We start from the raw sequence: 22626 nt of genomic DNA, 5'->3' as shown, positions 1-22626 counted from the left end.
CCTAATGTCCTCTTTTGCTGAAATGATCGAAAACATCACCCCGGACATCTACGAGAGCCTCAAGCTCGCCGTGGAAATCGGCAAGTGGTCCGATGGCCGCAAGCTCACCGCCGAACAGCGTGAACTGTCCCTGCAAGCGATGATCGCCTGGGAAATCCAGAACCTGCCGGAAGACCAGCGCACCGGCTACATGGGTCCGCAGGAATGCGCGTCCAAATCCGAGCCGGTGGCGAACATCCTGTTCAAGTCGGATGCGATCCATTGATTGAAATTGGTCGCGGTGCAGTCAGCAAAATGTCGGCGCAACTCGGTGAGCCGACCGTTCAATACGCGTTTCGCCTGGGCGAGACCGAGGTGCCGGTCAACCCATTGATCGGTACCCATATCCGCCTGGAGTACCTCGGCGCCATCCATTGCAGCCATTGCGGCCGCAAGACCAAGACCAGCTTCAGCCAGGGTTATTGCTACCCGTGCATGACCAAGCTGGCCCAGTGCGACCTGTGCATCATGAGCCCCGAGCGTTGCCATTACGACGCCGGCACTTGCCGTGATCCAGGCTGGGGCGAGAAATTTTGCATGACCGACCACGTGGTTTACCTGGCCAATTCATCGGGGATCAAGGTCGGCATCACGCGCGCCACCCAACTGCCGACGCGCTGGCTGGACCAGGGCGCGAGTCAGGCGTTGCCGATCCTGCGAGTTGCCACGCGCCAGCAGTCTGGCTTCGTCGAAGACGTGCTGCGCAGCCAGGTGGCCGACAAGACCAACTGGCGTGCATTGCTCAAGGGCGACGCACAACCCGTAGACCTCAAGCAGGTGCGTGACGAACTGTTCGCCTCCTGCGCCGAAGGCTTGGAAAACCTGCAGGAACGCTTTGGCCTGCAAGCCATCCAACCGGTGACCGACATCGAGCCGATTGAGATTCGCTACCCGGTGGAGCAGTATCCGGCCAAGATCGTCAGCTTCAACCTGGACAAGAACCCGATTGCCGAAGGCACGCTGCTGGGGATCAAGGGCCAATACCTGATCTTCGACACCGGCGTTATCAATATTCGTAAGTACACGGCCTACCAGCTCGCCGTGCACCAGTAGAAGGATGCCACCCATGCGCACCGAACAACCGAAGATGATTTACCTGAAGGATTATCAGGCGCCGGACTACCTGATCGATGAGACGCACCTGACCTTCGAGTTGTTCGAGGACCACAGCCTGGTCCACGCGCAGCTGGTGATGCGCCGTAACCCCGAGCGTGGCGCGGGCCTGCCGCCGTTGGTGCTCGATGGCCAGCAGCTGGAGTTGGTGAGCGTGAACCTGGCCGACCAGGAACTGACGGGCGCTGACTACCAACTGACTGATAGCCACCTGACCGTGCACCCGACGGCGGCGACCTTTACCCTCGATACCACGGTCAAGATCCACCCGGAAACCAATACCGCTCTGGAAGGCTTGTACAAATCCGGCAGCATGTTTTGCACCCAATGCGAGGCCGAAGGCTTCCGCAAAATCACCTATTACCTCGACCGCCCGGATGTGATGAGCACCTTCACCACCACGGTGATCGCCGAGCAGCACAGCTACCCGGTGCTGCTGTCCAACGGCAACCCGATTGCCAGCGGCCCCGGTGAAGACGGCCGCCACTGGGCGACGTGGGAAGACCCGTTCAAGAAACCCGCTTATCTGTTTGCCCTGGTGGCCGGGGATTTGTGGTGCGTCGAAGACAGCTTCACCACCATGACCCAGCGCGAAGTAGCGTTGCGCATCTACGTCGAGCCAGAAAACATCGACAAGTGCCAGCACGCCATGACCAGCCTGAAGAAATCCATGCGCTGGGACGAAGAAACCTACGGCCGTGAGTACGACCTCGACATCTTTATGATCGTCGCGGTGAACGACTTCAACATGGGCGCCATGGAGAACAAGGGTCTCAATATCTTCAACTCCAGCGCCGTGCTGGCACGCGCCGAAACCGCCACCGATGCCGCGCACCAGCGCGTCGAGGCCATCGTCGCCCACGAATACTTCCACAACTGGTCGGGCAACCGCGTGACCTGCCGCGACTGGTTCCAGCTGTCGCTCAAGGAAGGCTTCACCGTGTTCCGCGACTCCGGCTTCTCGGCTGACATGAACTCGGCCACGGTCAAGCGTATCCAGGACGTGGCATACCTGCGGACCCACCAGTTCGCCGAAGACGCCGGCCCGATGGCCCATGCGGTGCGCCCGGACAGTTTTATCGAGATCTCCAACTTCTACACCCTGACTGTTTACGAAAAGGGTTCGGAAGTGGTCGGCATGATCCACACCTTGCTGGGCGCCGAAGGCTTCCGTAAAGGCAGCGACCTGTACTTCGAGCGCCACGACGGCCAGGCCGTGACCTGCGACGATTTCATCAAGGCCATGGAAGACGCCAACGGCGCCGACCTGAGCCAGTTCAAGCGCTGGTACAGCCAGGCCGGTACACCGCGTCTGGCGGTGAGCGAGTCGTACGATGCCGCGGCGAAGACCTACAGCCTGACCTTCCGCCAGAGCTGCCCGGCAACTCCGGACAAGGTCGAGAAACTGCCGTTCGTGATTCCAGTTGAGCTGGGCTTGCTGGACGGGAAGGGCGCCGGTATCGCCTTGCGTCTGGCCGGTGAAGCAGCGGCGGGTGGTACGTCCCGCGTGATTTCGGTGACTGAGGCCGAGCAGACGTTCACGTTTGTCGACATCGCTGAACAGCCGTTGCCGTCGCTGCTGCGCGGCTTCTCGGCGCCGGTGAAACTGAGCTTCCCGTACAACCGCGATCAGTTGATGTTCCTGATGCAACACGACAGCGATGGCTTCAACCGCTGGGATGCCGGCCAGCAACTGTCGGTGCAGGTGTTGCAGGAACTGATTGGCCAGCATCAGGCGGGCCAGGCGCTGAAAATGGATCAACGCCTGATCGACGCGCTGCGTACGGTACTGAGCGACGAAAGCCTGGACCAGGCGATGGTCGCGGAAATGCTCTCGTTGCCGGGCGAAGCCTACCTGACAGAAATCAGCGAAGTGGCGGATGTGGATGCGATCCACGCCGCACGCGAATTTGCACGCAAGCAACTGGCCGACAACCTGTTCGAAGGGCTGTGGCTGCGTTATCAGGCCAATCGCGACCTGTCCAAGCAAACCCCATATGTGGCAGCGGCCGAGCACTTTGCCCGTCGCGCCTTGCAGAACATCGCCCTGTCGTACCTGATGCTCAGCGGCAAGCCTGAGGTGTTGGCGGCCACCCTGGAGCAGTTCGATACCAGTGACAACATGACCGAGCGTCTGACCGCGCTGGCGGTGTTGGTGAACTCACCGTTCGAGGCGGAAAAAGCCCAGGCGTTGGCGGTGTTTGCCGAGAACTTCAAGGACAACCCGTTGGTGATGGACCAGTGGTTCAGTGTGCAGGCCGGCAGCACTTTGCCGGGCGGGCTGGCGCGGGTCCAGGCGTTGATGGAACACCCGGCGTTCACGCTTAAAAACCCGAACAAAGTGCGTGCACTGATCGGCGCCTTTGCCGGGCAGAACCTGATCAACTTCCATGCGGCGGATGGCTCCGGCTACCGCTTCCTGGCGGATCTGGTGATCCAGTTGAATGGCTTCAACCCGCAGATTGCGTCGCGCCAGTTGGCGCCGTTGACCCGCTGGCGTAAATACGACAGCGCGCGACAGGCGCTGATGAAGGCCGAGCTGGAGCGCATTCGTGGTTCGGGCGAGCTGTCGAGCGATGTGTTCGAGGTGGTCAGTAAGAGCCTTGCGTAAGTTCGAAGGTTAAGAAAACGGCCTGTCAGGAGTGCGTGCATGACTTTCGACTCGCCTCTCGCTGCCTATCAACACGCCATCGCCCAGCAGGGCTTCGTCTCTGACGATGCCCAGCGGCGGGCGGTGGATGCCCTTCAAGCCTGCCATGAGGCTCTGCACCAAGGGCGTGCACCGGTCACCGGTGTCTACCTGTGGGGGCCGGTGGGTCGGGGCAAAACCTGGTTGATGGACCAGTTCTACCAGAGCCTGCGAGTGCCGGCGCGGCGTCAGCACTTTCATCACTTCATGGGGTGGGTGCATCAGCGTTCATTCGAGCTTACTGGCACCGCCGACCCGTTGCAGGCCCTGGCGCGAGAGCTGAGCCAGGCAGTGCGCGTACTCTGCTTTGACGAGTTGTTCGTCAATGACATCGGGGACGCGATTATCCTGGGTCGGTTGTTCCAGGTGATGTTCGAGGAAGGTGTGGTGATGGTTTGCACCTCCAATCAGCCTCCCGACCAACTGTATTCCGATGGCTTCAACCGCGAACGGTTTTTGCCGGGTATCGCAGCGATCAAGCAGCATATGCGGGTGGTGGCGGTGGACGGCGGTGAAGACCATCGTTTGCATCCAGGTGTCGGCATGCAGCGTTATTGGGTGAATCAGCCCGAGGCGCTTGCGGCTGTCTTCACGCAATTGGCAGAAGGGCAGGTGGTGAGCCACGAGCCGGTCGTTGTCGGTCACCGTAGCATCGTGACGGTGCGGTCCAGTGACAGCGTGCTCTGGTGTCGTTATGCCGACCTGTGCGAACAACCCTTGGCCGCTATGGACTTCATGCTGCTGTGTGATCGCTTCAAGGCGATTTTACTCGGCGAGGTGCCTGACCTGAGTGCGCAGCAGCGCCCGGGCCGGATTGCCCGAGGCACCGAAGACGGCGCCCAGCGGGTGGTGGCGGGTGATCGCGAATTGCCGCAGTTGTCGGTGCACGACGACAGCGTGCGTCGGTTCATCGCCCTGGTGGATGAGTGCTACGACCGCAAGGTGCCCCTGTTCATCGAGGCCCGAGTGCCGCTGGAGCGCCTCTATACCCAGGGCTACCTGGAGTTTCCCTTCCGCCGCACCCTGAGCCGGCTGCAGGAGATGCAATTGCAGCGTTTCGGCTAAGGCGTGCAGGGCAACCTCCTAAATCTGCCGCCAGCGCTTTTTCGTCGGCATGAACCTCGCGCTTTCTGGCAGATATTTGTAGCTTTTCTCCTTCATCTACCGCCGACTCCACGCTTACAATCGAGCCCCTCAAAGGGAGCCGATTCCCTTGTTGTCGTGATCGAGGAAGGCAATGGAAACCCCAGATATCCTGGTGCTGCAAGCCAGCTACACCAACCCCGTGCACGCTGAAGCCATAGGCCGCGTGCTCAACCACTACGCACAAGACCCCATGGGCGGAAGCCATAGCCTGCCCGCTGACCTTCTAGAACAACTGCCAGCCGAATTGGCCAAGCGCCCCCATGCCTTCAGTGTGCTGGCGTTCGTCGGTGGCGTGCCGGCGGGGCTGGTGAATTGTTTTGAAGGGTTCTCCACCTTTGCCTGCCGTCCACTGGTCAACATTCATGACGTGGTGGTGATGAATGAGTTCCGCGGCCTGGGCCTGAGTCAGAAAATGCTGCAAAAGGTCGAGGAAATTGCCCGCCAGCGCGGTTGCTGCAAGATCACCCTGGAGGTGCTTGAGGGTAATGCTATCGCTCAGTCGGCGTATCGAAAGTTTGGCTTTGATGATTCAAAGTTTGATCCGGCTCATGGCCGTATGCTGTTCTGGAACAAGCCGCTTTAATAAATAACAGGCAAAAAAAGGGCGCCATTAAATGGCGCCCAATAAACCTTTGCCAACGGAGCGGAATGGCCCAGGGTGTTGCGGATTAACTAAACATTAATTAACTCTTCGGTTGTTCCTGATTGGTGGTGCTGGTCTTGGAAGACGTGTCGTCGGCGGATGCTGTTTGCTCGTTAGTGCCGTGAACCTTCTGCTGCATGAAGGTGAAGTTGTTGTAGTACTCCTTCGCGCGCTCCGAGCCATCTTCTGCAAAAGCGGCGGCGGAGGCTAGGGTCATCAGGCTGGCAAGCATCAAAGTCGAGAGTTTCATCGGGGTATTCTCATTAAGTGTGATCGGTTATCCGTTCTGTCCTTGAGCAGATTCATGGGGCGATTTTGCAGCGATCTTATTAAGTGGGAATTAACTCGAGAAACGTCCGAAGTTAACAATTTCGTTAACTTCGGGTTGTGTGCTTTAAAGTCTCCAGTCCAAGGCCAACGTAATGGCGCGCGGGTCACCCCAGTACACGCCGTTATAGAAGCCGACACGCTCGTAATATTTTTTATCAAACAGGTTGTTGACGTTAAGCGACGCTGAAACATGGTCGTCGAATTGATAGCGGGACATGAGGTTAACCACGGTGTAGGCCTGCTGCGTGATTTTTGCCCGGGTGGTGATCGGGTCGCCATCGGTATCGCGCGCACCGGTCGGTCGATTGCTGAAATCATAGAAATCGCTTTGCCAGTTCACGGCGCCGCCGACGGTGAGGTTGCGCCATGTACCCGGCAGGCGGTAAGCGCTGGATACTTTCAGCAGGTTCAGCGGCTGACCCGTGTTATTGCGGTTGCCCGAACCGTTGACCGAATGGGTGTAGGTGTAGCCTGCCGTGAGGTTCCAGTCGGGCATCACTTCCCCGGATGCTTCCAGTTCGAAGCCGTTCACTTTGTTGCCTTTGCCGCCTGACTTGTAATATTCCTCGCCGGTCCTTGGGTTGCGTGGCACCGAGTAATCGCGCTCGGCAACGTTGTCCTGGGTACTCCAGAAATACGCCGCCGCCAGGTTCAGGCGCTCTTGCAGCACGCTACCCTTGATGCCCACTTCGTAGTTGCTGCCCACCACCGGCTCAAGGAATTTCTTGTTGGCATCCTTGAGGCTTTGGGGTTTGAAAATATCGGTGTAGCTGGCGTAGACGGTGTACTCCGGTGTTATGTCGTAAAGCAGCCCGGCATAGGGCGTCCACATGTCGTTGTGGGTCTGGCTGGTTTTGCCGGCGGCGGTCAGTTGATCGTTGTCGTCGTATCGGGGGGCTGCGCTTTTCAGTTCCCAACTGCCATAGCGGCTGCCCAGTACCGCATGCAGGCGGTCGGTGAGACTCAGTCGCGTAGCCAGGTAGCCGGCCTTCTGTTCCTTGCTGCTGTGTTCGCCTTTGAGGCCGGTGACGGTGTCGCCGAACTTAGCGATCCCGCCCATGTATTTCCAGTCTTCAATGCTGTAGTAGCCGGCTGGGATGTTCTCGCGCATAAACGGCGAACTGTCCCGTTGCGCGGCCTCGCCGTAGCCCATCATCAAGGCGTGTTCGCGGCCCAGCAACTGATAGCTGCCGGCCAGGTTGAGGTCGATGGCTTCCATCCGCGAGGTGCCGCGCATGTGGCTCGCCCAGGCGGTCATGCCGCTGCGGTCGTCGTTAGGGAAACCCGAGCCGCCATAGTAGACCTTGCCATCTGTGTCGCTCTGGCGATGGGTGTAGGCGGCTTTGATGTGCCAATCGCCACCCAGTCGATGTTCGAGGGTCGCGAAAGTGGTCTTGTCCGTCAGCGGCCAGGAACTCCAGTGCGCGGCCATGTTGGTGGAGCGCGACAGCCCGGCCTTGCCGCCCTGGCTGTTCCAGTACGGCACGGTGCCCCAGGAAGTGCCCTGGACTTGTTTGTTCTGGTAATCAAAACCTACGGCCAGCACGGTGTCGTCTGACAGATCGCCTTCGAGAATGCCGTAGCCGACCTTCCGCTGTAGCTCATAGTTGTCACGGAAGGATTGGCTGTCGCGATAGGCCAGCACGGTACGCCCGCGCAACTTGCCGTCGAACGCCAGCGGGCCGCCCACGTCCACGTAGCTGTAATAGTTGTCATGGCTGCCCGCGCTTACGCCGGTTTTCGCCTGCCACTGGGCGGTGGGGCGCTTGCGCACCATGTTGATAGTGGCTGAAGGGTCGCCCGCTCCGGTGGTCAGGCCCGTGGCGCCGCGCACCACTTCGATGTGGTCGTAGATGATGGTGTCAGCGTCGGACTTCATGTAGCCGAAGGTGTTGAGCATCCCGTCAATCTGGAAATTGGTGATGCCATAGCCGCGAGAGGAGTAGGACACGCGGTCTGAGTCGTTGTGCTGCACGTTGATACCGGTGGTCTGGCGCAGCACGTCGGTCAAGGTATTGAGATTGAAATCGTCCATCTGCTGGCGCGTGATCACCGAAATCGACTGCGGGGTTTCTTTCACGGACAGGTTGAGGCGGGTGGCGGTGCTCATCGAACCGGTGGTGTAGGCACCGGTGTGCTCAGTGGTCGCGCCCAGGCCTTCGGCGGTGATGCGGGTGGCGCCGAGTTCGAGTTGGGTCTGTTCGGGGTCGGTTTCAGCCAGCAGGTCCGGGCTCAGCGCGGCGCTGCACAGGCCGAGCGTGAGGGTCATGGAACGGGTAATTGGCGCGAACATCGCGTGAGACTCCTTGTCGTCTTTGCGGCCACCCCGGAAAGGGAAGGCCTTGGCTCAAAGACGAAAGGAGGAGCGGAACTTTAGGGTTAAACGAGAATGATTGTTATCTTTCTGTTACGAACCCGGCGCTTCCTGGAGCACCACATCGGTCGGTCCAACCTTCTTCGGCTTGATCAGGCTGAAGTCGATCAGGGCCTTCTGCTGGCGCAAGTACGGGTTGCCGATCAGTTGCGGACGTGCTTTGAAACTGTCGCTCACCAGGCTTTTGCTGCGGTCGATTTCATCGGAGCTCAGCCCGGCCAGGTCGGCCCAGGTGTGGATCAACTGCGAGCTGGTGTAAGGGCGTTGCAGATCGCCGGCGAAACTCCAGTCATGGCTCTCACGCCATTTCGGCGAGGCATAGGCCATGAAGGGAATGGTGTACATCGGCGCAGTCGGTTTGCCTTCGTTACGCCCCAGTGTGGCGTGGCCGGCGGAGTCGAATACGTCTTCACCGTGGTCGGACAGGTATAGCAGGAAGCCGTTTGGATCGGTCTTTGCGTAATCCTTGATCAGGCTCGACACCACGAAGTCGTTATACAGCACGGCATTGTCGTAGCTGTTGTAGGTGGGCAATTGATCATCGCTGATGCCTGCCGGTACGCCTTGGCGATCGGTGAATTTGTCGAACGTCGGCGGGTAGCGGTACTGGTAACTCATGTGGGTGCCGAGCAGGTGCACCACAATGAACTTGCGCTCCGCTGGATCGGCCAGGGCCTTGGAGAATGGCGCGAGGACGTCACCGTCGTATTGGCGTGCGTTCTGGTTGCGGTTGTTGTTCAGGTACACCTGTTCGTCGGCCTGTTCGGAAAAGGTCGTGAGCATGGTGTTGCGCTTGGTCATGGTCTGCTGGTTGGTGATCCAGTAAGTCTTGTAGCCGGCCTGTTTCATCACGCTGACAATCGACGGGGTTTTCAGGTACAGGTCCGGGTTCTCTTCATCGGCGAACGTCAGCACCTGTTGCAGCGCTTCGATGGTGTAGGGGCGCGGGGTGATGACGTTGTCGAACACCGCCAGTTGGTCGCGCAGCTTGTCCAGTTCCGGCGTGGTGTTGCGCGGGTAACCGTAGAGGCTCATGCGCTGGCGGTTGGTGGATTCGCCGATGACCAGCACCAGGGTCGAGGGCTGGCCGGCCATGGTGTCCTTGAGATTGGTCAAGGGCGCAATCTGGCTGGCGCTGTCGAGCATGCCTTGCATGTTGTCGAGTTGTTCGGTGTAGCGGCGATAGGCGACGATCATCTGCCAAGGCACGGCAGGCTCAATGCGCGATTCAAAGCGGTCGATAGCGTCGTCCAGGGTGTCGCTGCGGGCAATTTGCTTGACCAGCGGGTATCCGACAATGGCCACCAGGATCGCCGTTGCCGCCACCAGGGCTTGGCCGCGCGGCAGGTACACCGGTCGCACGCGGGTCCACAGGAAAACCGCGACGGCGGTGTGGGCAATAAAGGCCAGCACGATCCACCAAGCGAAGTATTGGGTGGCGTATTCACCGGCTTCAGAGATGTTCGACTCGAACATGATGAAGATGACGCTTTGGGAAAACTCCTGCTGGTAAATGAAGAAGTAACCCAGGCTTGCCATGGAGCAGGCCCACAGCACCACGCCAATCAGGGCGGCGAGCAAGCGCGTACGGCGTGGGAAAACGAGCAGGGGGGCGAGCCACAGTGCGCTCATGAAGAACGCTTGGCGAAAACCACTGAAGCCGGACGTGCCGCTGAGCTGGATCAGCAGTTGTGTGATGCCGGAGAAGTACCAGAAAAACAGGAATAGCCAGCCAAGACCGGCCCAATCAAAGCCTTTCGCAGACTTAGTGCTGCGTTCGAACATCGCCATCCAGCGCTCCAACCCGGTAGTTTTTCAATCACGCGCAGGGCTGCGCGCAATAGAGGCCACCCTTGCATTGGGGTGGCCCTTGTGGGCGGGAGTATCGGGAAGTGCGTGTGAAAACTTTGTGAGATTTGTGTAGCCGTTATCTTACAAAGTCATGACAGGGCTCAGCAGAGCGCAGGTTGAGCGCCGTAAGGCTGATCCAGCTGGGCTTGAATGATATGAGCACGCAGGCGCATGACCTCCTGCTGCAACTGCTCGCGTTCGTCTTTCAACTGGCGCAGTTCATCGCGACGGAGCGTGACGTAGAGGGTCTGGGGAGGACGGGTCATCTGTGCAGTGCTCATTGCTTACCTCGCAAATAGCCGGTGTGTCGCGGTGTGCCAGAACGCTTGAGTCGAGGTTCTCGGCAACAGTCGGAAGCAATTCTGAATTCTTTTTCAGCGCAATGGAACTTTTTTATTTTTGGTGGTCCTGTGACTTTTGGTGCTGTGATGCTGAAACGATGGCAACTTTTTTGTCATGAAACTACATGGATCTGCCCCTGACTAACCCTCATTAGCCTCATTGCGCTATAAACTATGTCACACATTTATTTAGTAGTTAGGAGCATCAGCACATGCAACTGGGGATTATCGGACTAGGCCGCATGGGCGGGAATATTGCACGGCGCCTGATGCTCAATGGGCATACCACCGTTGTTTTCGACCGTAACGAAGCATTTGTCAAAGGCTTGAGCGAGGAGGGCGCCACTGGCGTTGCCGACTTGAAAGCCCTGGTTGCCGGGCTGCAAAAGCCTCGCGCCGTGTGGGTGATGTTGCCAGCAGGCGACCCCACTGAAAACACCATCAATGAACTCAGTGAGCTGCTCGAAGACGGTGACGTGATCATCGACGGCGGCAACACCAACTATAAGGATGACGTTCGTCGCGGCAAGGCGTTGGCGCAAAAGGGCCTGCACTACGTTGATGTCGGCACCTCTGGCGGCGTCTGGGGCCTGGAGCGCGGCTACTGCATGATGATCGGTGGCGATACCGAGACCGTGCAACGCCTCGACCCTATCTTCGCCGCACTGGCACCGGGCCTGGGCAATATCCCGCGCACCAAGGACCGTTCCGCCTCCGCAGACCCGCGCGCCGAGCAGGGTTATATCCACGCCGGTCCTGCGGGTTCCGGGCATTTCGTCAAGATGATCCACAACGGCATCGAGTACGGAATGATGCAGGCGTTCGCCGAAGGTTTTGACATCCTCAAGACCAAGAACTCGGACAACCTGCCGGAAGACCAGCGTTTCGACCTCAACGTTGCCGATATCGCCGAAGTCTGGCGCCGTGGCAGTGTGGTTTCGTCCTGGTTGCTGGACCTGACCGCCGACGCCCTGGCCACCGACCCGAAACTCGAAAACTACTCGGGTTCCGTCGCCGACAGTGGCGAAGGCCGCTGGACCATCGAAGCCGCCATGGAACAAGCCGTGCCGGTACCGGTGCTGTCCACCTCGTTGTTCGCGCGGTTCCGCTCGCGCCAGCAGAGCACCTACGGTGACAAGATGCTGTCTGCCATGCGCTTCGGCTTTGGTGGTCATGTGGAGACTTCCAAAAAATGACCGCTAACGGCAAGAAACCCAAGGCCGAACCCGCACCCCCAACCACGCTGTTTCTGTTTGGCGCCCATGGCGATCTGGTCAAGCGCCTGCTCATGCCGGCGCTGTACAACCTCAGTCGTGATGGCCTGTTGGGCGATGGGCTGCGCATTGTGGGCGTTGATCACAACGCCATCAGTGATGCCGACTTCGCCAAGAAACTCGAGGACTTCATTCGCACCGAGGCTGCCAGCAAGGTCAAGGGTAATGGCGAGAACGCTTTGGACCCGGACTTGTGGGCGCAGTTGGCCAAAGGCATTAGCTACGTCGAGGGTGATTTCCTCGACGACAGCACCTACGCCGACATCGGCAAGAAAATCGCCGACAGCGGCACCGGCAACGCTGTGTTCTACCTGGCCACTGCGCCTCGCTTCTTTAGTGAAGTGGTGCAGCGCCTGGGCAGTGCCGGATTGTTGACGGAGACTGATGACAGCTTCCGGCGTGTGGTGATCGAAAAGCCGTTCGGCTCCGACCTCGCCACCGCCGAAGCGCTAAACGCCAGCTTGCTCAAGGTGATGAGCGAGAAGCAGATCTACCGCATTGACCATTATCTGGGTAAGGAAACCGTACAGAACATCCTGATCAGCCGTTTCTCCAACGTGCTGTTCGAGGCGTTCTGGAACAACCATTACATTGATCATGTGCAAATCACCGCCGCCGAAACCGTTGGTGTGGAAACCCGGGGTAATTTCTTCGAAAAAACCGGCACCCTGCGGGACATGGTGCCGAACCACCTGTTCCAGTTGCTGGCGATGGTGGCCATGGAACCGCCCGCCGCATTTGGTGCCGACGCTGTGCGCGGTGAAAAGGCCAAGGTGATTGGCGCGGTACGGCCGTGGTCCCTGGAAGATGCGCGGGCCAACTCGGTGCGTGGGCAGTACACCGCCGGCGAAATCGGCGGCAAGTCGTTGCCGGGCTACCGGGAAGAAGCCAACGTCGCGCCCGACAGCAGCACCGAGACGTTCGTTGCCCTCAAGGTGATGATCGACAACTGGCGCTGGGTCGGCGTGCCGTTCTACCTGCGTACCGGTAAGCGCATGAGCGTGCGCGACACCGAAATCGTGATCTGCTTTAAACCGGCGCCTTATGCGCAGTTCCGCGATACCGAGGTTGATGAGCTCAAGCCCACCTACCTGAAAATCCAGATCCAGCCCAACGAAGGCATGTGGTTTGACCTGCTGGCTAAAAAGCCAGGGCCGACCCTCGATATGGCCAACATTCAGTTGGGCTTTGCCTACAAGGACTTCTTCGAGATGCAACCGTCGACCGGGTACGAAACTCTGATCTACGACTGCATGACCGGCGATCAGACCTTGTTCCAGCGGGCCGACAATATCGAGAACGGCTGGCGTGCCGTGCAGCCATTTCTCGATGCGTGGAAGGAAGACGATGGAATCCAGGCTTACAAGGCCGGTGAAGACGGTCCTGCTGCTGCAGATGCGTTGCTGGCCCGCGATGGTCGCACTTGGCACACCCTGGGATGAGTGATGCCGCGATTCATCCCATCCGTTTCATCCTCAGCGACGTGGACGGCACGTTGCTGCACCCAGATCACCGTCTGAGCCAGCGTACGGTCGATGCGGTCAGTGCGTTGCGCGAGGCGGGGGTGTTTTTCAGCCTCGCCAGCGGGCGACCGCCCAAAGCCATGCTGCACCTGATCGAGACGTTCGGGATCGATGTGCCGGTAGCCGGTTTTAACGGCGGCACCTTGATCAACCCGGATGGCAGCATCCTGGTTGCCCACCATCTGCCGGCGGAGGCGGCGCTGGTCGCACTGGCGATGTTCTCGGCCGAGCCGGACGTGGAACCATGGGTATTTGCCGACGGTGATTGGCTGCGCCGTGGCCCGCCAGGCCCGATGGAACCGCGCGAAGCCCATGGCCTGGGGTATGGGCCAGTGGTGGTGGAGAGTTTCGAGCCGTACCTGGATCGGATCGACAAGATCGTCGCCGCCAGCAACAACGCGCAGTTGTTGGTGGAACTGGAGGCGCGTTTACAGCCCAAGGTGCAAGGCCTGGCGCAGGTATCGCGTTCGCAACCGATTTATCTGGATGTGACGGCCATGCTGGCCAATAAAGGCGAGGCCTTGAAGACCCTTGCGGCGCACCTTGGGGTCCCGCTGGAGCAGACGGCGGCCATCGGCGATGGGGGAAATGACCCGGCGATGTTTCAGGTAGCCGGATTATCGATTGCCATGGGGCAGGCGGAAGAAACCGTCAAGCGCCAGGCCAATGTGGTCACCGGTAGTAATATTGATGACGGTGCTGCAGAGGCAATCGAGCGGTTTATTCTCGCCGCGCGATAAACGTCTTAAGTTCAGTTGCCCAACTTCCGATCAGTGTCTTGCAGTGATCGGAAGTTGGTGCAGCAACTTACTTAGGCATGGCCCAGGACTGCAACTGGTAGCCATCTTTGTCGAGTTCGGCACGGGCCTGCAACAGCAGGTCTTCCAATTGCGCCGGGTCGCTGTAGGTGTTCGATGACAGTTGTTTGCTGCCAATACGGGTATTGGTGCGGTCGATGACGCTCAGGCTCAAGGCGCCGTTGCCATCGTGCCAGGCCACGCACTGAAAGGGCTGAAAAGCACGGTCTGCGATCAAAAGAGCTTCGTTGATGCGGAGCGGGGCGTTCATGTGGGTCTCTCTCTAAATGCCCATTCAAGTGAGTACCGGCGGTTGGGCTGACCGTGCGGCGGGTTACTTGTACTGATGCACGATGACGGGGTACGGGTCACATGTTAGAGCAACAAATTTTAACTTTTCCTGATGACTGTCATGTAAGCGGCTGTTTTGAAAGCTGAATGAAAGTTTTAGCCGTGCCCAACTTTTTTTGATGGACGCGACAGTGGGTGGCTTTTTGCCCGCACTTATAGCGAAACGGTACAAGGCCCGCGTCAAGATTTTGCTAGTGTTAGCGCTGAGCGCCACAAACCGTTGTTTCTAAATAACTTTACCTCCAGCAATCAACAATTTTGGCGCCAAGGAATAGTCATGGTTGTTACACCTGCGCAACGCCGCTTGCTCGTGGTCGATCCTTGTGATGACTGCCATGGGCTATTGCCCGGTTTGCGCACGGCAGGTTGGGAGGTGGACAGCTGTGCTTTGGAGGCGGTGGGCGACCGGTCGTGTGACTTGGGTTTGCTGCGGTTACAGCCCTATCACCTGGAGCGCCCGGAAGCGGTCAAGGAATTGATTGGCCGCAGCGGCACCGAGTGGATCGCTGTGCTCAGCCAGGATGTGCTGCGTTTGCAGAATGTCGGTGATTTTGTCTGCGAGTGGTTCTTCGACTTCCATACCCTGCCGTTTGACGTCGCGCGCGTGCAGGTTACCCTCGGCCGGGCCTTTGGCATGGCGCGCTTGCGCGGCAAGGGCAATGCCCCGGTAAATGAGCCGGAGCACGAACTGCTCGGCGACAGTCGGCCGATTCGCGAACTTCGCAAGCTATTGGCCAAGCTCGCACCCACCGAGTCCCCGGTTTTGATCCGTGGTGACAGTGGCACCGGTAAAGAACTGGTGGCCAAGACCCTGCATCGCCAATCCCAACGGCACGCCAAGCCCTTTGTCGCGATTAACTGCGGCGCGATTCCTGAACACCTCATCCAATCCGAACTGTTCGGCCATGAGAAGGGCGCCTTCACCGGCGCCCATCAGCGCAAGGTCGGGCGCATCGAAGCGGCCCATGGCGGCACGCTGTTCCTTGATGAAATCGGCGATTTACCCATGGAGCTGCAAGCCAATCTGCTGCGGTTTCTCCAGGAGAAACAGGTTGAGCGCGTCGGCGGTAGCCAGCCTATCCCCGTGGATGTGCGGGTACTGGCGGCAACTCACGTCGACCTCGAAGCCGCTGTGGCCAAGGGGGCTTTTCGTGAGGACTTGTACTACCGACTCAATGTGCTGCAAGTGGTCACTGCGCCGCTGCGCGAGCGCCATGGCGACGTAGCGATGCTGGCCAACCACTTCTCACGCTTCTACAGCCAGGAAACCGGCCGCCGTCCGCGCAGTTTCAGCGAAGACGCGCTGGTGGCGATGGGGCAACACCCGTGGCCGGGCAATGTGCGCGAGTTGGCCAACCGCGTGCGTCGTGGCCTGGTACTCGCCGAAGGGCGGCAGATCGAGGCTATTGATCTGGGATTGATCAGCGAACAGGCAATTTCGCCACCCCTGTCTACACTGGAAGACTACAAACACCGCGCCGAACGCCAGGCGCTGTGCGATGTGCTCAACCGGCACAGCGATAACTTGAGTGTCGCTGCCCGCGTCCTGGGAATTTCCCGGCCAACGTTCTATCGGTTGCTGCACAAACACCAGATCCGCTAGGGCGGGTAAACCGAAAAGCCCCGCAACGACCCTCATCGTTGCGGGGCTTTTCCTTTTATTACGTTATCGGGAGCAAGCTCCTTTGCCTCAGGAATACACCGTCGGATCAGTTAAAAGTAATACGGAAACTTCAGGCTAAACGTAAAGTCCGGCGCATCATCCGTCATCCCAATCGCCAGGTTCGGCACGATCGTCAAATTATCCGATGCCGCGATCGTCATCCCCACGTTGAAGTACCCGGCGTTCGCATCACTGGACACCACCGACTGCCAGTCGCCGCCATTAGGCTTGAGCCGACTCTTGCGCTGCACCAGGTCCGACACCGAGAACGACATACTCATCTTCTCATTGAGGGCAAAGGCCACACCGACGCCAAACTGGAAGCTGTCGCCCAGGCTGACCTTGCCGCCGACCTTCTGGTTGACGTCACTGCTGATGTCGTCGAACGAACCCTCGAAGTTGTGGGTGTACGACAGCGAGCCAAACAAGACCGCCGGGTCGAAGGTCTTGACCAGGGAAATCCCCGGCGTGACCGACCAGACCCCGTTACCCGTAGGCAGGCTTTCCGGCACGAACAGGTTGTCGTTGCCGGGTGTGTTGACCAGCTTGATACCAAACGGTTCTTTACCCGTAGGCGCCTTGACCCGCACCGACACCACGGCGTCCGGCAGATTGGGAGTTTCGTCGAGGAATTTGTACGCCACACCAAAGTTGACGTCGCCGATGGTCGGGTCGCGCGTGACCGAGGCTTCCGACGTCGCCGTGCCGTTGTTGCCGGCGCCGGCGGACTGGTAGGTGGAGTCGCGGTACACCACGGGCACGTTCACGTCGAACTGCCAGCGATTATCGAAGTTGTAGCGCCCGGTCAGGTCCAGGGTCCAGTTATCGGACTTGATCCGGTCCAGGTTGATATTGCCGAGGAAAATCGAGTCCAGCGCCAGGAAGCCGTTGAGGGTCAACTGGCGAGCATCGTAACGGGCATAGGTAATGCCGGTTTCAAAGCTGAACTTGCCATTCCCGAAAAAGCCGCTGGCTTCGTTATAGAGGTTACTCACACTTTGCGCAGGGGCCGAGTCGTCCTTAAGGGACTGGCCGTAGGAACTACCGCCGCCGCCACCGGCGCCGCCGGATGCTGCTGCGGCGCCCGTGCCTGCGACCGTCGCGCCACTGGCTTTCTGAAAGTCTGCCGGGGATTTGGCCAGGCGCTTGGGCGCCGGTGCCGACGGTTGATCTTCGACCTGTCGTACCCGTTGTTCCAGTACCGCCAAAGCTTTTTGCTGAACGTCATACCGCTGCTTGAGTTCTAGAAGTTCCTGTTTGAGCGTTTCTATATCGGCGTCTGGCGCGGCATACAGAACGGATGCAGGCAAGAGCGTACTTAAACAGACCACCGCATGAAGCGATAACGATCGATGCATGAAATAAGCCGTCCTTTTCTAATGCGTAAGTGTCGAGGGTCAGCGTAGTTCAATAACCGAGGGTGCGTAGGCCTTTGAGTTGGTCCAAGTTGCAGTTCAGCGCACCGTTGTTCAAACCGTTGTTATTCATCACGACGTTGAGCTGGGTCATGTTGTTGACGAAGTTGGTGTTGCCGGTCAAAACCGTACCTTGCAGCACAGTACCGCCGCCGATCTGCTGCAAACTGTTGCCTTGGTTATGGTTGGCCTGGATCGCCATCTGCAAGCCGCCATTGTTGGCCGACACACTGACTCGACCTGCTGCGCTGTCCCCGGTAACGGTACCGCCGGCGACCAGTACTTGCCCCGATTGCACCGCGTTGGAAGGCGCGAAGCCGTTCTCGACGGTAATGCCTACGTTGTTATAGGCGGTGTTGCCATCGCCAGCGGTTCGCACGCTCTGGGTCACGCCTTGGCCACTGCCCAGCCCGGCGCCGCCTGTGACTGTGCCGGTACCGGTGTTCGGGTTGGTCCCGTTGCCGGTCGAGCCGGTGGTCTGTACGTAGAATTGTGGGGTGATGGTCGACGAGTCGACCTGCATGCTGGCCTTGCCGGTGATGGTGTCACCCACGGCGTTGGTCCACGTGCTGCTCATGACAATGCCGAAGCTAATGATGCGCCCCGGCATGACGTAGCGGCCGCGCAGGTCGGCCATTTCCGAATCCTTGAGTTCGATCGGTTTGAACCCCGATGAAGCATAAGCGGGCATTGAGGCTGCCAGACACATGACCGTCAGCCAACGGGAAGTGTTCATCTTCTGCTCCTGGAGCGTCCTGCCCCTTATTGCGCTTCTTAGAAGAAGTCGCTCTGGATAAAACCGAAGTCCATCAGCTCGGCATCGCCTACGGGCCTGAACTCATTCAACTGGTTCTTGGCGGTCAGCGGAGTAGGCGGGTCGAGCAAGGCATTGGCCTTGTCGTAACCTTCACCCAGCACAGCGAAGACGATGCCATTCCAGCCCTTGAGGAAGTCGTCACGCGAATAGCGCTTGTGGCCCAATACCGGGTCGCCGATATAGACCCAGTCCTTGTCCGCGCGCTGCATCACCACGAAGTGCTTGTAGCCACGAATTTCCAGCAGCACCACCACAGGGATCTTCACGGTGACCAGGGTCTCTGGTCCGATCTTGTAGCCCCGGGCACGCATGCCGATGCTTTCGAGGTAGCGCTTCATGTCCAGCATGGAAAAGCCCTGGGTACGTACCAGGTCCTGGTCTGCATTGACCAACATGCCTTTGATGACGTGATCTTCGTCCACGTCCAGCCAGTAACCCTGGCGCAGAATGGTGGCGAGTGCCGCAGCACCGCAGCTGAAATCGGTTTTCTGTTCCACCAGGTTGGCGAACCGGCGCTCACGAATACTCTCGACCTTCTTGTAGATCACTGCACCGCCAGGCAGGGCGGAGATCGCCATGTTGCCTGCCCACGTTGGGCCGGTGAGTAACATCAGGAGGGTGAGGGTCGCGAGGCGCATGATCGTGTGACCTGCTGGACACTGGAATAAAAAAGGGCCTTGTTGCCAAGGCCCCGTTGGATCAGAAGCGCACGCCGCTGGAGCAGACGGTGCAACCTTGACCGATCGACAGGCTGTTGCTGCCTTGGTTGCCCGAGCCGGATTGCAGGTTCACACCCACGTTGCCGGAGTTGCGGTTAACCGAGTTGTCGAGGCTGGAGTTGTTGGACACGTATTGAGCCTTGCCATGGCCATACCCGTAGCTGGTAGCGGCAGTGTTCAGGTAGCTGTTGGCGAGGGAGTTTTGCTCGGTGTTGGCGGCCGCTGCGATGTTTTTGCCATCAGCAGTGGTGATTGCCAGGTTGTTTTTACCCTGGTTGCCTTGACCGGCCTGGCCGTTGTAACCCAGGTTGCCGGAGTTACCGTTAAGGGAGTTATCCGCAGAGGCGTTGTTCTGGGTGCCTTTGTTGACGAAGTTGTTCAGCGCGCTGTTTTGATTGACATCGACGACAGCGAATACTGTTGCAAAGTCACCCTTGGCGCTGGAGATGGCGCCGGAGTTGTCTGCCTGGTTACCGCTGCCCGACTGAACGTTAACACCGGTGTTGCCGCTGTTGCCGTTTACCGAGTTGTCGGCAGAGGCATTGTTTTCGGTTTTGGTGTCGTCAAACTTGTTGCCGCCGCTGTTTTGTACGTCTGTAACGACAGAGGCAACAACGCCGGTTGGTTGAGGCGCAGGGTGCCAACCACCACCTGCCTGAGCAGCAGCAGCCATGAGTGCGGCGAGAGCGAAAACCATTGGTTTCAGAGCCATTTGAGGTTTCATGGTGTTTCTCCTTGCTTCTAATTAGTTGGTTAAGTGTTGGTACGGTCTAACGAGTACTACCAAGCGTTTACTTGATAGTGATGCCTAGGGTGTTAGCCACTCGGTTCCCCACCCCGGCACTCTGGTTCACCTGAATCACTCCTCGGCTGCCTGTGAAGGCCTGGTCGCTGGTAGCGACCTGGCGGCTGCCAGTGGTGGGGGTGAGCCCTGAGTCGGTCAACTGCGTCGAGTTCTGTTGCAACAGGACGCTGTCATCAATGCTTTGCGGGCCAGGGTTAATGCTGATCCGCACGGCATTGACTGATTGGTTATTGGCCCCGGCCGACTGGTTGATACCCAGCACACCGTTGCCGTTGGTAAAAGAGGTGCCATGAATCGCCGCTTTGGCGTTCAGGGACGGGTCGACGCTGCCGTTCTGGCGCTGGATGTTGACGTTGGTGGCCTGGCCACCGAGCGCAATGGCACGGCTGTTGGACATTTGTTGCTGGTTGCCGGCCGCCTGGTTGATCGACACGACACCTTCGTATTGTTGACCGCTGTTGTTGATCACCGCGGTGTTGTCGGCGAAGACCGGAGCGGCGGCCAGCAGGGCGAGAACGAGCAGGGAGCGGTTCATTACTTGCCCCCCATCATGCTGCCGATGTTGTTCAGCGGCGCCATGCCGCGCTGGATCGAGTCGCTGATCTGTCCACCCATGCTGCTGCCCGCACCGTGGCCGGCGGCAGAGCCGGCCCCCAGGGTGGACATGCTGTTTTGCGTGGCATGCAGGCCGGTCAAGGTGTTGTTCGTCGGAATCGCGCCGACGATGCTGGAGCCGCTGCTGATGCCGCCGATATCCATATCACTGAGCTCGCCGGTTGCACCGATGATGTCGCGGCTGGGATTGGCGTTGGCGGTGGTGGGGTAGGGGTCTTTACCGAAGGCGGCGCGACCGTACATGTGAGCCTGTACGTTGCGCCCTGTCACGATCACGCCATCGCCTGCAAAGCTTGGAACACTGATGCCGACGCTGAGTACACAGCTGATCAGCAGTACGTTCATCGGACCTTGAGTGAGTGTGATCACGGCGGCATTCCCTATTCTTCGCGCTGACCCTAAACAGCGCTGTAAGGGATAGAGCAGAAGCCGTGCCGCTTTTTATTTAGTGTTTGTTTTCAATAGGTTGGAGTAAATCGAGGGCAAAGTGATGTCAGTGCTGTTTCATGGCTGATACACCTGCGGTCACGGCACGCGCACGCGGCCGTACCACAAACGATTCACCCTGTTGTATCACCGCTGTAACACCGCCCATGACAAATCGATGAATCCGCACAGTACGGGCGCTTCAGAGGCGCCGTGTGTTTCAAAAATGGACACTGCGGGCGCAAAGAGGCCCGGGGATGTGGATCAGGCTCAGCCTTTGGGGGATTGACGCGGAATGGAGTTGAGCACGGGGTTGCCATCCTGGTTCTGGGTCAGGTAGACCGGCAGCACCTTGGGCAGGGAGGGGATGAGGTTGTTGACTTCATTGATGTTGTAGATCCCGCCAATGCGAATCGCCCCGGTGCTGGCATCTGCGAGCATCACCGGTTTGTTTAGGTAGCGGTTGATCAGCGGCAACGCGTCGACCAGGGCCAGGTTGTCGAGGATCAGCTTGCCCTGGCGCCAGGCCAGCGCGCTGTCGTTGGGGCTGATCGTGGCGACGCGCGGTGTGGCGTCGCCCAGTTGATAGCTGGCCTGCATCCCGGGGGTAAGCGGCACGCTGCCGTGGATCCGGTCGCTGGAAATCTGGACTGCGCCTTCAAGCAGCATGACCCGCACCTGATCGCCATATTTCCACACATTGAATTGCGTGCCCGTCACCTGCACCTGGCCTTCGCCGGCACGCACGACGAACGGATGCTCACGGTCGTGGCTGACTTTGAAAAACGCTTCGCCCTTTTTCAGCGTGACCCGACGTTGGTCCTTGTAGTTGCTGTAGACCAGTTCAGTGCCGAGGTTCAGCTCCACTTGACTGCCATCCCCCAACGTCACCTGGCGCAAACCATCGGCGGCTTCAAAGCGCTCGTAGGCATTGGGCAGCCAGCCCGCTTCCCAACCGGTAAAGGCCGCCACCGGTAAGGCTGCCAGGCATATGGCTGCCGCAGCGGCGTAGGTACGTAGCCGACTGCGCGGTTTGAACGGCACCACCAAGGCGGTGGGTTCGTGGCGGGGCAGATGGTCGGCGACGTCCCAGATTTCCAGCATCGCGGCGTATTCGAAGGCGTGCAGCGGGTCGCAATCGTGCCATTGGGCAAAAGCCTGACGTTCACCGGGGGTGCAATCACTTGCATGCATACGCATGCACCAATGCGCAGCGGCGTCGGTGATGGCGTCATATTCGGCTTCTGAAAGGGACTTTTCGCTCATTAACTCATCCTGATTTCCCACATTCTAACCCCCAGGGTGCATCGCGAGAACATCCATCATGGCGATTGCACATCAATTGGAACTTATTCTCGTTTGGAGGCGCCTAAAAAATTCAGGACATTCCTACAATGGAGAACGAAAATGCTGAAGAAAACCTTAGTCGCCCTGTGTGCAACCACTGCGCTGCTCAGCGCCGGCGCCGCGCTGGCCGATAAACCGGGTGCGGGCTGGATCACCATCGAGAAGGCCATCGAGGTGGCCAAGACCAAGGCAGGCTATGTCGAGGTCTACGCCGCTGAAGCCGACGACAACGGTTATTGGGAAGTCAAAGGGCGCAAGTCCGACGGCACCGTTTATGAAGCACGTATCGACGGCGCTTCTGGCAATATCCTGCGCGACCAGAAAGACTGATCTACCCCGCCGGGAGCC

At 59.0% G+C, this 22626-nt stretch carries 22 protein-coding genes; 10 read left to right on the top strand and 12 right to left on the bottom strand.

Annotation, left to right across the window (positions count from 1 at the left end):
- The first annotated feature begins 4 nt into the window (after positions 1-4).
- The 5 genes from CKW32_RS21320 to CKW32_RS21300 all read left to right on the top strand — a co-directional run bounded on the left by CKW32_RS21320 (position 5) and on the right by CKW32_RS21300 (position 5570).
- Positions 5-265: a YeaC family protein gene (locus CKW32_RS21320; RefSeq protein WP_032887070.1), complete on the top strand. Its 261-nt coding sequence runs from the start codon at positions 5-7 to the stop codon at positions 263-265.
- Complete coding sequence (locus CKW32_RS21315) at positions 262-1092, top strand: DUF2797 domain-containing protein (RefSeq protein WP_032887068.1); 831 nt, start codon at positions 262-264, stop codon at positions 1090-1092. Before CKW32_RS21320 ends, CKW32_RS21315 begins: the two co-directional genes overlap by 4 nt.
- A 13-nt stretch (positions 1093-1105) precedes the next feature.
- Positions 1106-3763, top strand: a complete 2658-nt coding sequence (gene pepN, locus CKW32_RS21310) for an aminopeptidase N (RefSeq protein ID WP_095185914.1) — start codon at positions 1106-1108, stop codon at positions 3761-3763.
- A gap of 39 nt (positions 3764-3802) precedes the next feature.
- Positions 3803-4906, top strand: coding sequence for a cell division protein ZapE (gene zapE, locus CKW32_RS21305; RefSeq protein ID WP_095185913.1), 1104 nt, complete (start codon positions 3803-3805; stop codon positions 4904-4906).
- 172 nt (positions 4907-5078) lie between these two features.
- Positions 5079-5570, top strand: a complete 492-nt coding sequence (locus tag CKW32_RS21300) for a GNAT family N-acetyltransferase (protein ID WP_095185912.1) — start codon at positions 5079-5081, stop codon at positions 5568-5570.
- A gap of 100 nt (positions 5571-5670) precedes the next feature.
- Here the strand turns inward: CKW32_RS21300 and CKW32_RS21295 are convergent, their stop codons facing one another.
- From CKW32_RS21295 to CKW32_RS28345, 4 genes are all read right to left on the bottom strand, one after another.
- Entirely contained in the window at positions 5671-5880 is a 210-nt protein-coding gene (locus tag CKW32_RS21295) for a hypothetical protein (RefSeq protein WP_095185911.1), read from the bottom strand.
- A gap of 144 nt (positions 5881-6024) precedes the next feature.
- A complete protein-coding gene (locus CKW32_RS21290; RefSeq protein WP_095185910.1) occupies positions 6025-8253 on the bottom strand; it encodes a TonB-dependent siderophore receptor in 2229 nt (742 codons plus the stop codon).
- 114 nt (positions 8254-8367) lie between these two features.
- A complete protein-coding gene (locus CKW32_RS21285) occupies positions 8368-10125 on the bottom strand; it encodes a phosphoethanolamine transferase CptA (protein ID WP_032887059.1) in 1758 nt (585 codons plus the stop codon).
- Positions 10126-10286: 161 nt separating this feature from the next.
- Positions 10287-10466, bottom strand: a complete 180-nt coding sequence (locus CKW32_RS28345) for a DUF6026 family protein (RefSeq protein WP_256226376.1) — start codon at positions 10464-10466, stop codon at positions 10287-10289.
- A gap of 272 nt (positions 10467-10738) precedes the next feature.
- On the opposite strand from CKW32_RS28345, the gene gnd reads away from it, so the two are divergent.
- From gnd to CKW32_RS21270, 3 genes are read left to right on the top strand one after another with little or no spacing between them, the layout of a single operon-like run.
- Positions 10739-11722, top strand: a complete 984-nt coding sequence (gene gnd, locus CKW32_RS21280) for a phosphogluconate dehydrogenase (NAD(+)-dependent, decarboxylating) (protein ID WP_095185909.1) — start codon at positions 10739-10741, stop codon at positions 11720-11722.
- Positions 11719-13242 (top strand): glucose-6-phosphate dehydrogenase, encoded by a 1524-nt coding sequence (zwf, locus tag CKW32_RS21275; protein WP_032887056.1) that lies wholly within the window; start codon positions 11719-11721, stop codon positions 13240-13242. Before gnd ends, zwf begins: the two co-directional genes overlap by 4 nt.
- Positions 13239-14063 (top strand): HAD family hydrolase, encoded by an 825-nt coding sequence (locus CKW32_RS21270; RefSeq protein WP_095185908.1) that lies wholly within the window; start codon positions 13239-13241, stop codon positions 14061-14063. The genes zwf and CKW32_RS21270 overlap by 4 nt, the downstream gene beginning before the upstream one ends.
- 67 nt (positions 14064-14130) lie before the next feature.
- On the opposite strand, the gene CKW32_RS21265 is transcribed toward CKW32_RS21270, so the two are convergent.
- On the bottom strand, positions 14131-14391 hold the full coding sequence (locus tag CKW32_RS21265; protein ID WP_032887053.1) for a hypothetical protein: 261 nt from the start codon (positions 14389-14391) through the stop codon (positions 14131-14133).
- 357 nt (positions 14392-14748) lie between these two features.
- Between CKW32_RS21265 and CKW32_RS21260 the strand changes: the two genes are divergently transcribed.
- Positions 14749-16074, top strand: coding sequence for a sigma-54 dependent transcriptional regulator (locus tag CKW32_RS21260; RefSeq protein WP_095185907.1), 1326 nt, complete (start codon positions 14749-14751; stop codon positions 16072-16074).
- A 110-nt stretch (positions 16075-16184) separates the two neighbouring features.
- Here CKW32_RS21260 and CKW32_RS21255 read toward each other — a convergent pair whose 3' ends face one another.
- From CKW32_RS21255 to CKW32_RS21225, 7 genes are all read right to left on the bottom strand, one after another.
- On the bottom strand, positions 16185-17492 hold the full coding sequence (locus CKW32_RS21255) for an autotransporter outer membrane beta-barrel domain-containing protein (protein ID WP_032887051.1): 1308 nt from the start codon (positions 17490-17492) through the stop codon (positions 16185-16187).
- Positions 17493-17541: 49 nt separating this feature from the next.
- The gene (locus tag CKW32_RS21250) at positions 17542-18285 is read right to left on the bottom strand and encodes a hypothetical protein (RefSeq protein WP_095185906.1); all 744 of its coding nucleotides are present in this window, start codon (positions 18283-18285) and stop codon (positions 17542-17544) included.
- Positions 18286-18323: 38 nt separating this feature from the next.
- Positions 18324-19004: a C39 family peptidase gene (locus CKW32_RS21245; protein WP_032887048.1), complete on the bottom strand. Its 681-nt coding sequence runs from the start codon at positions 19002-19004 to the stop codon at positions 18324-18326.
- Positions 19005-19065: 61 nt separating this feature from the next.
- Positions 19066-19809 carry a hypothetical protein gene (locus tag CKW32_RS21240; RefSeq protein ID WP_095185905.1) on the bottom strand — a complete coding sequence of 248 codons (744 nt, stop codon included), beginning with the start codon at positions 19807-19809 and terminating at the stop codon, positions 19066-19068.
- A gap of 67 nt (positions 19810-19876) precedes the next feature.
- The gene (locus CKW32_RS21235; protein ID WP_032887046.1) at positions 19877-20425 is read right to left on the bottom strand and encodes a hypothetical protein; all 549 of its coding nucleotides are present in this window, start codon (positions 20423-20425) and stop codon (positions 19877-19879) included.
- Entirely contained in the window at positions 20425-20874 is a 450-nt protein-coding gene (locus tag CKW32_RS21230) for a hypothetical protein (RefSeq protein WP_032887045.1), read from the bottom strand. Before CKW32_RS21230 ends, CKW32_RS21235 begins: the two co-directional genes overlap by 1 nt.
- A 327-nt stretch (positions 20875-21201) precedes the next feature.
- Positions 21202-22197 carry a FecR family protein gene (locus CKW32_RS21225; protein ID WP_095185903.1) on the bottom strand — a complete coding sequence of 332 codons (996 nt, stop codon included), beginning with the start codon at positions 22195-22197 and terminating at the stop codon, positions 21202-21204.
- A 141-nt stretch (positions 22198-22338) separates the two neighbouring features.
- Here CKW32_RS21225 and CKW32_RS21220 point away from each other — a divergent pair, with 141 nt between their 5' ends.
- Entirely contained in the window at positions 22339-22608 is a 270-nt protein-coding gene (locus CKW32_RS21220; RefSeq protein ID WP_016979404.1) for a PepSY domain-containing protein, read from the top strand.
- The last annotated feature ends 18 nt before the right edge of the window (positions 22609-22626 follow it).

This window comes from Pseudomonas sp. Irchel 3H9 (assembly GCF_900187495.1).
Classification (GTDB): domain Bacteria; phylum Pseudomonadota; class Gammaproteobacteria; order Pseudomonadales; family Pseudomonadaceae; genus Aquipseudomonas; species Aquipseudomonas sivasensis.
The sequence above is the reverse complement of the archived record's forward strand: the minus strand, read 5'-3'. Positions and strand labels throughout refer to the sequence as shown.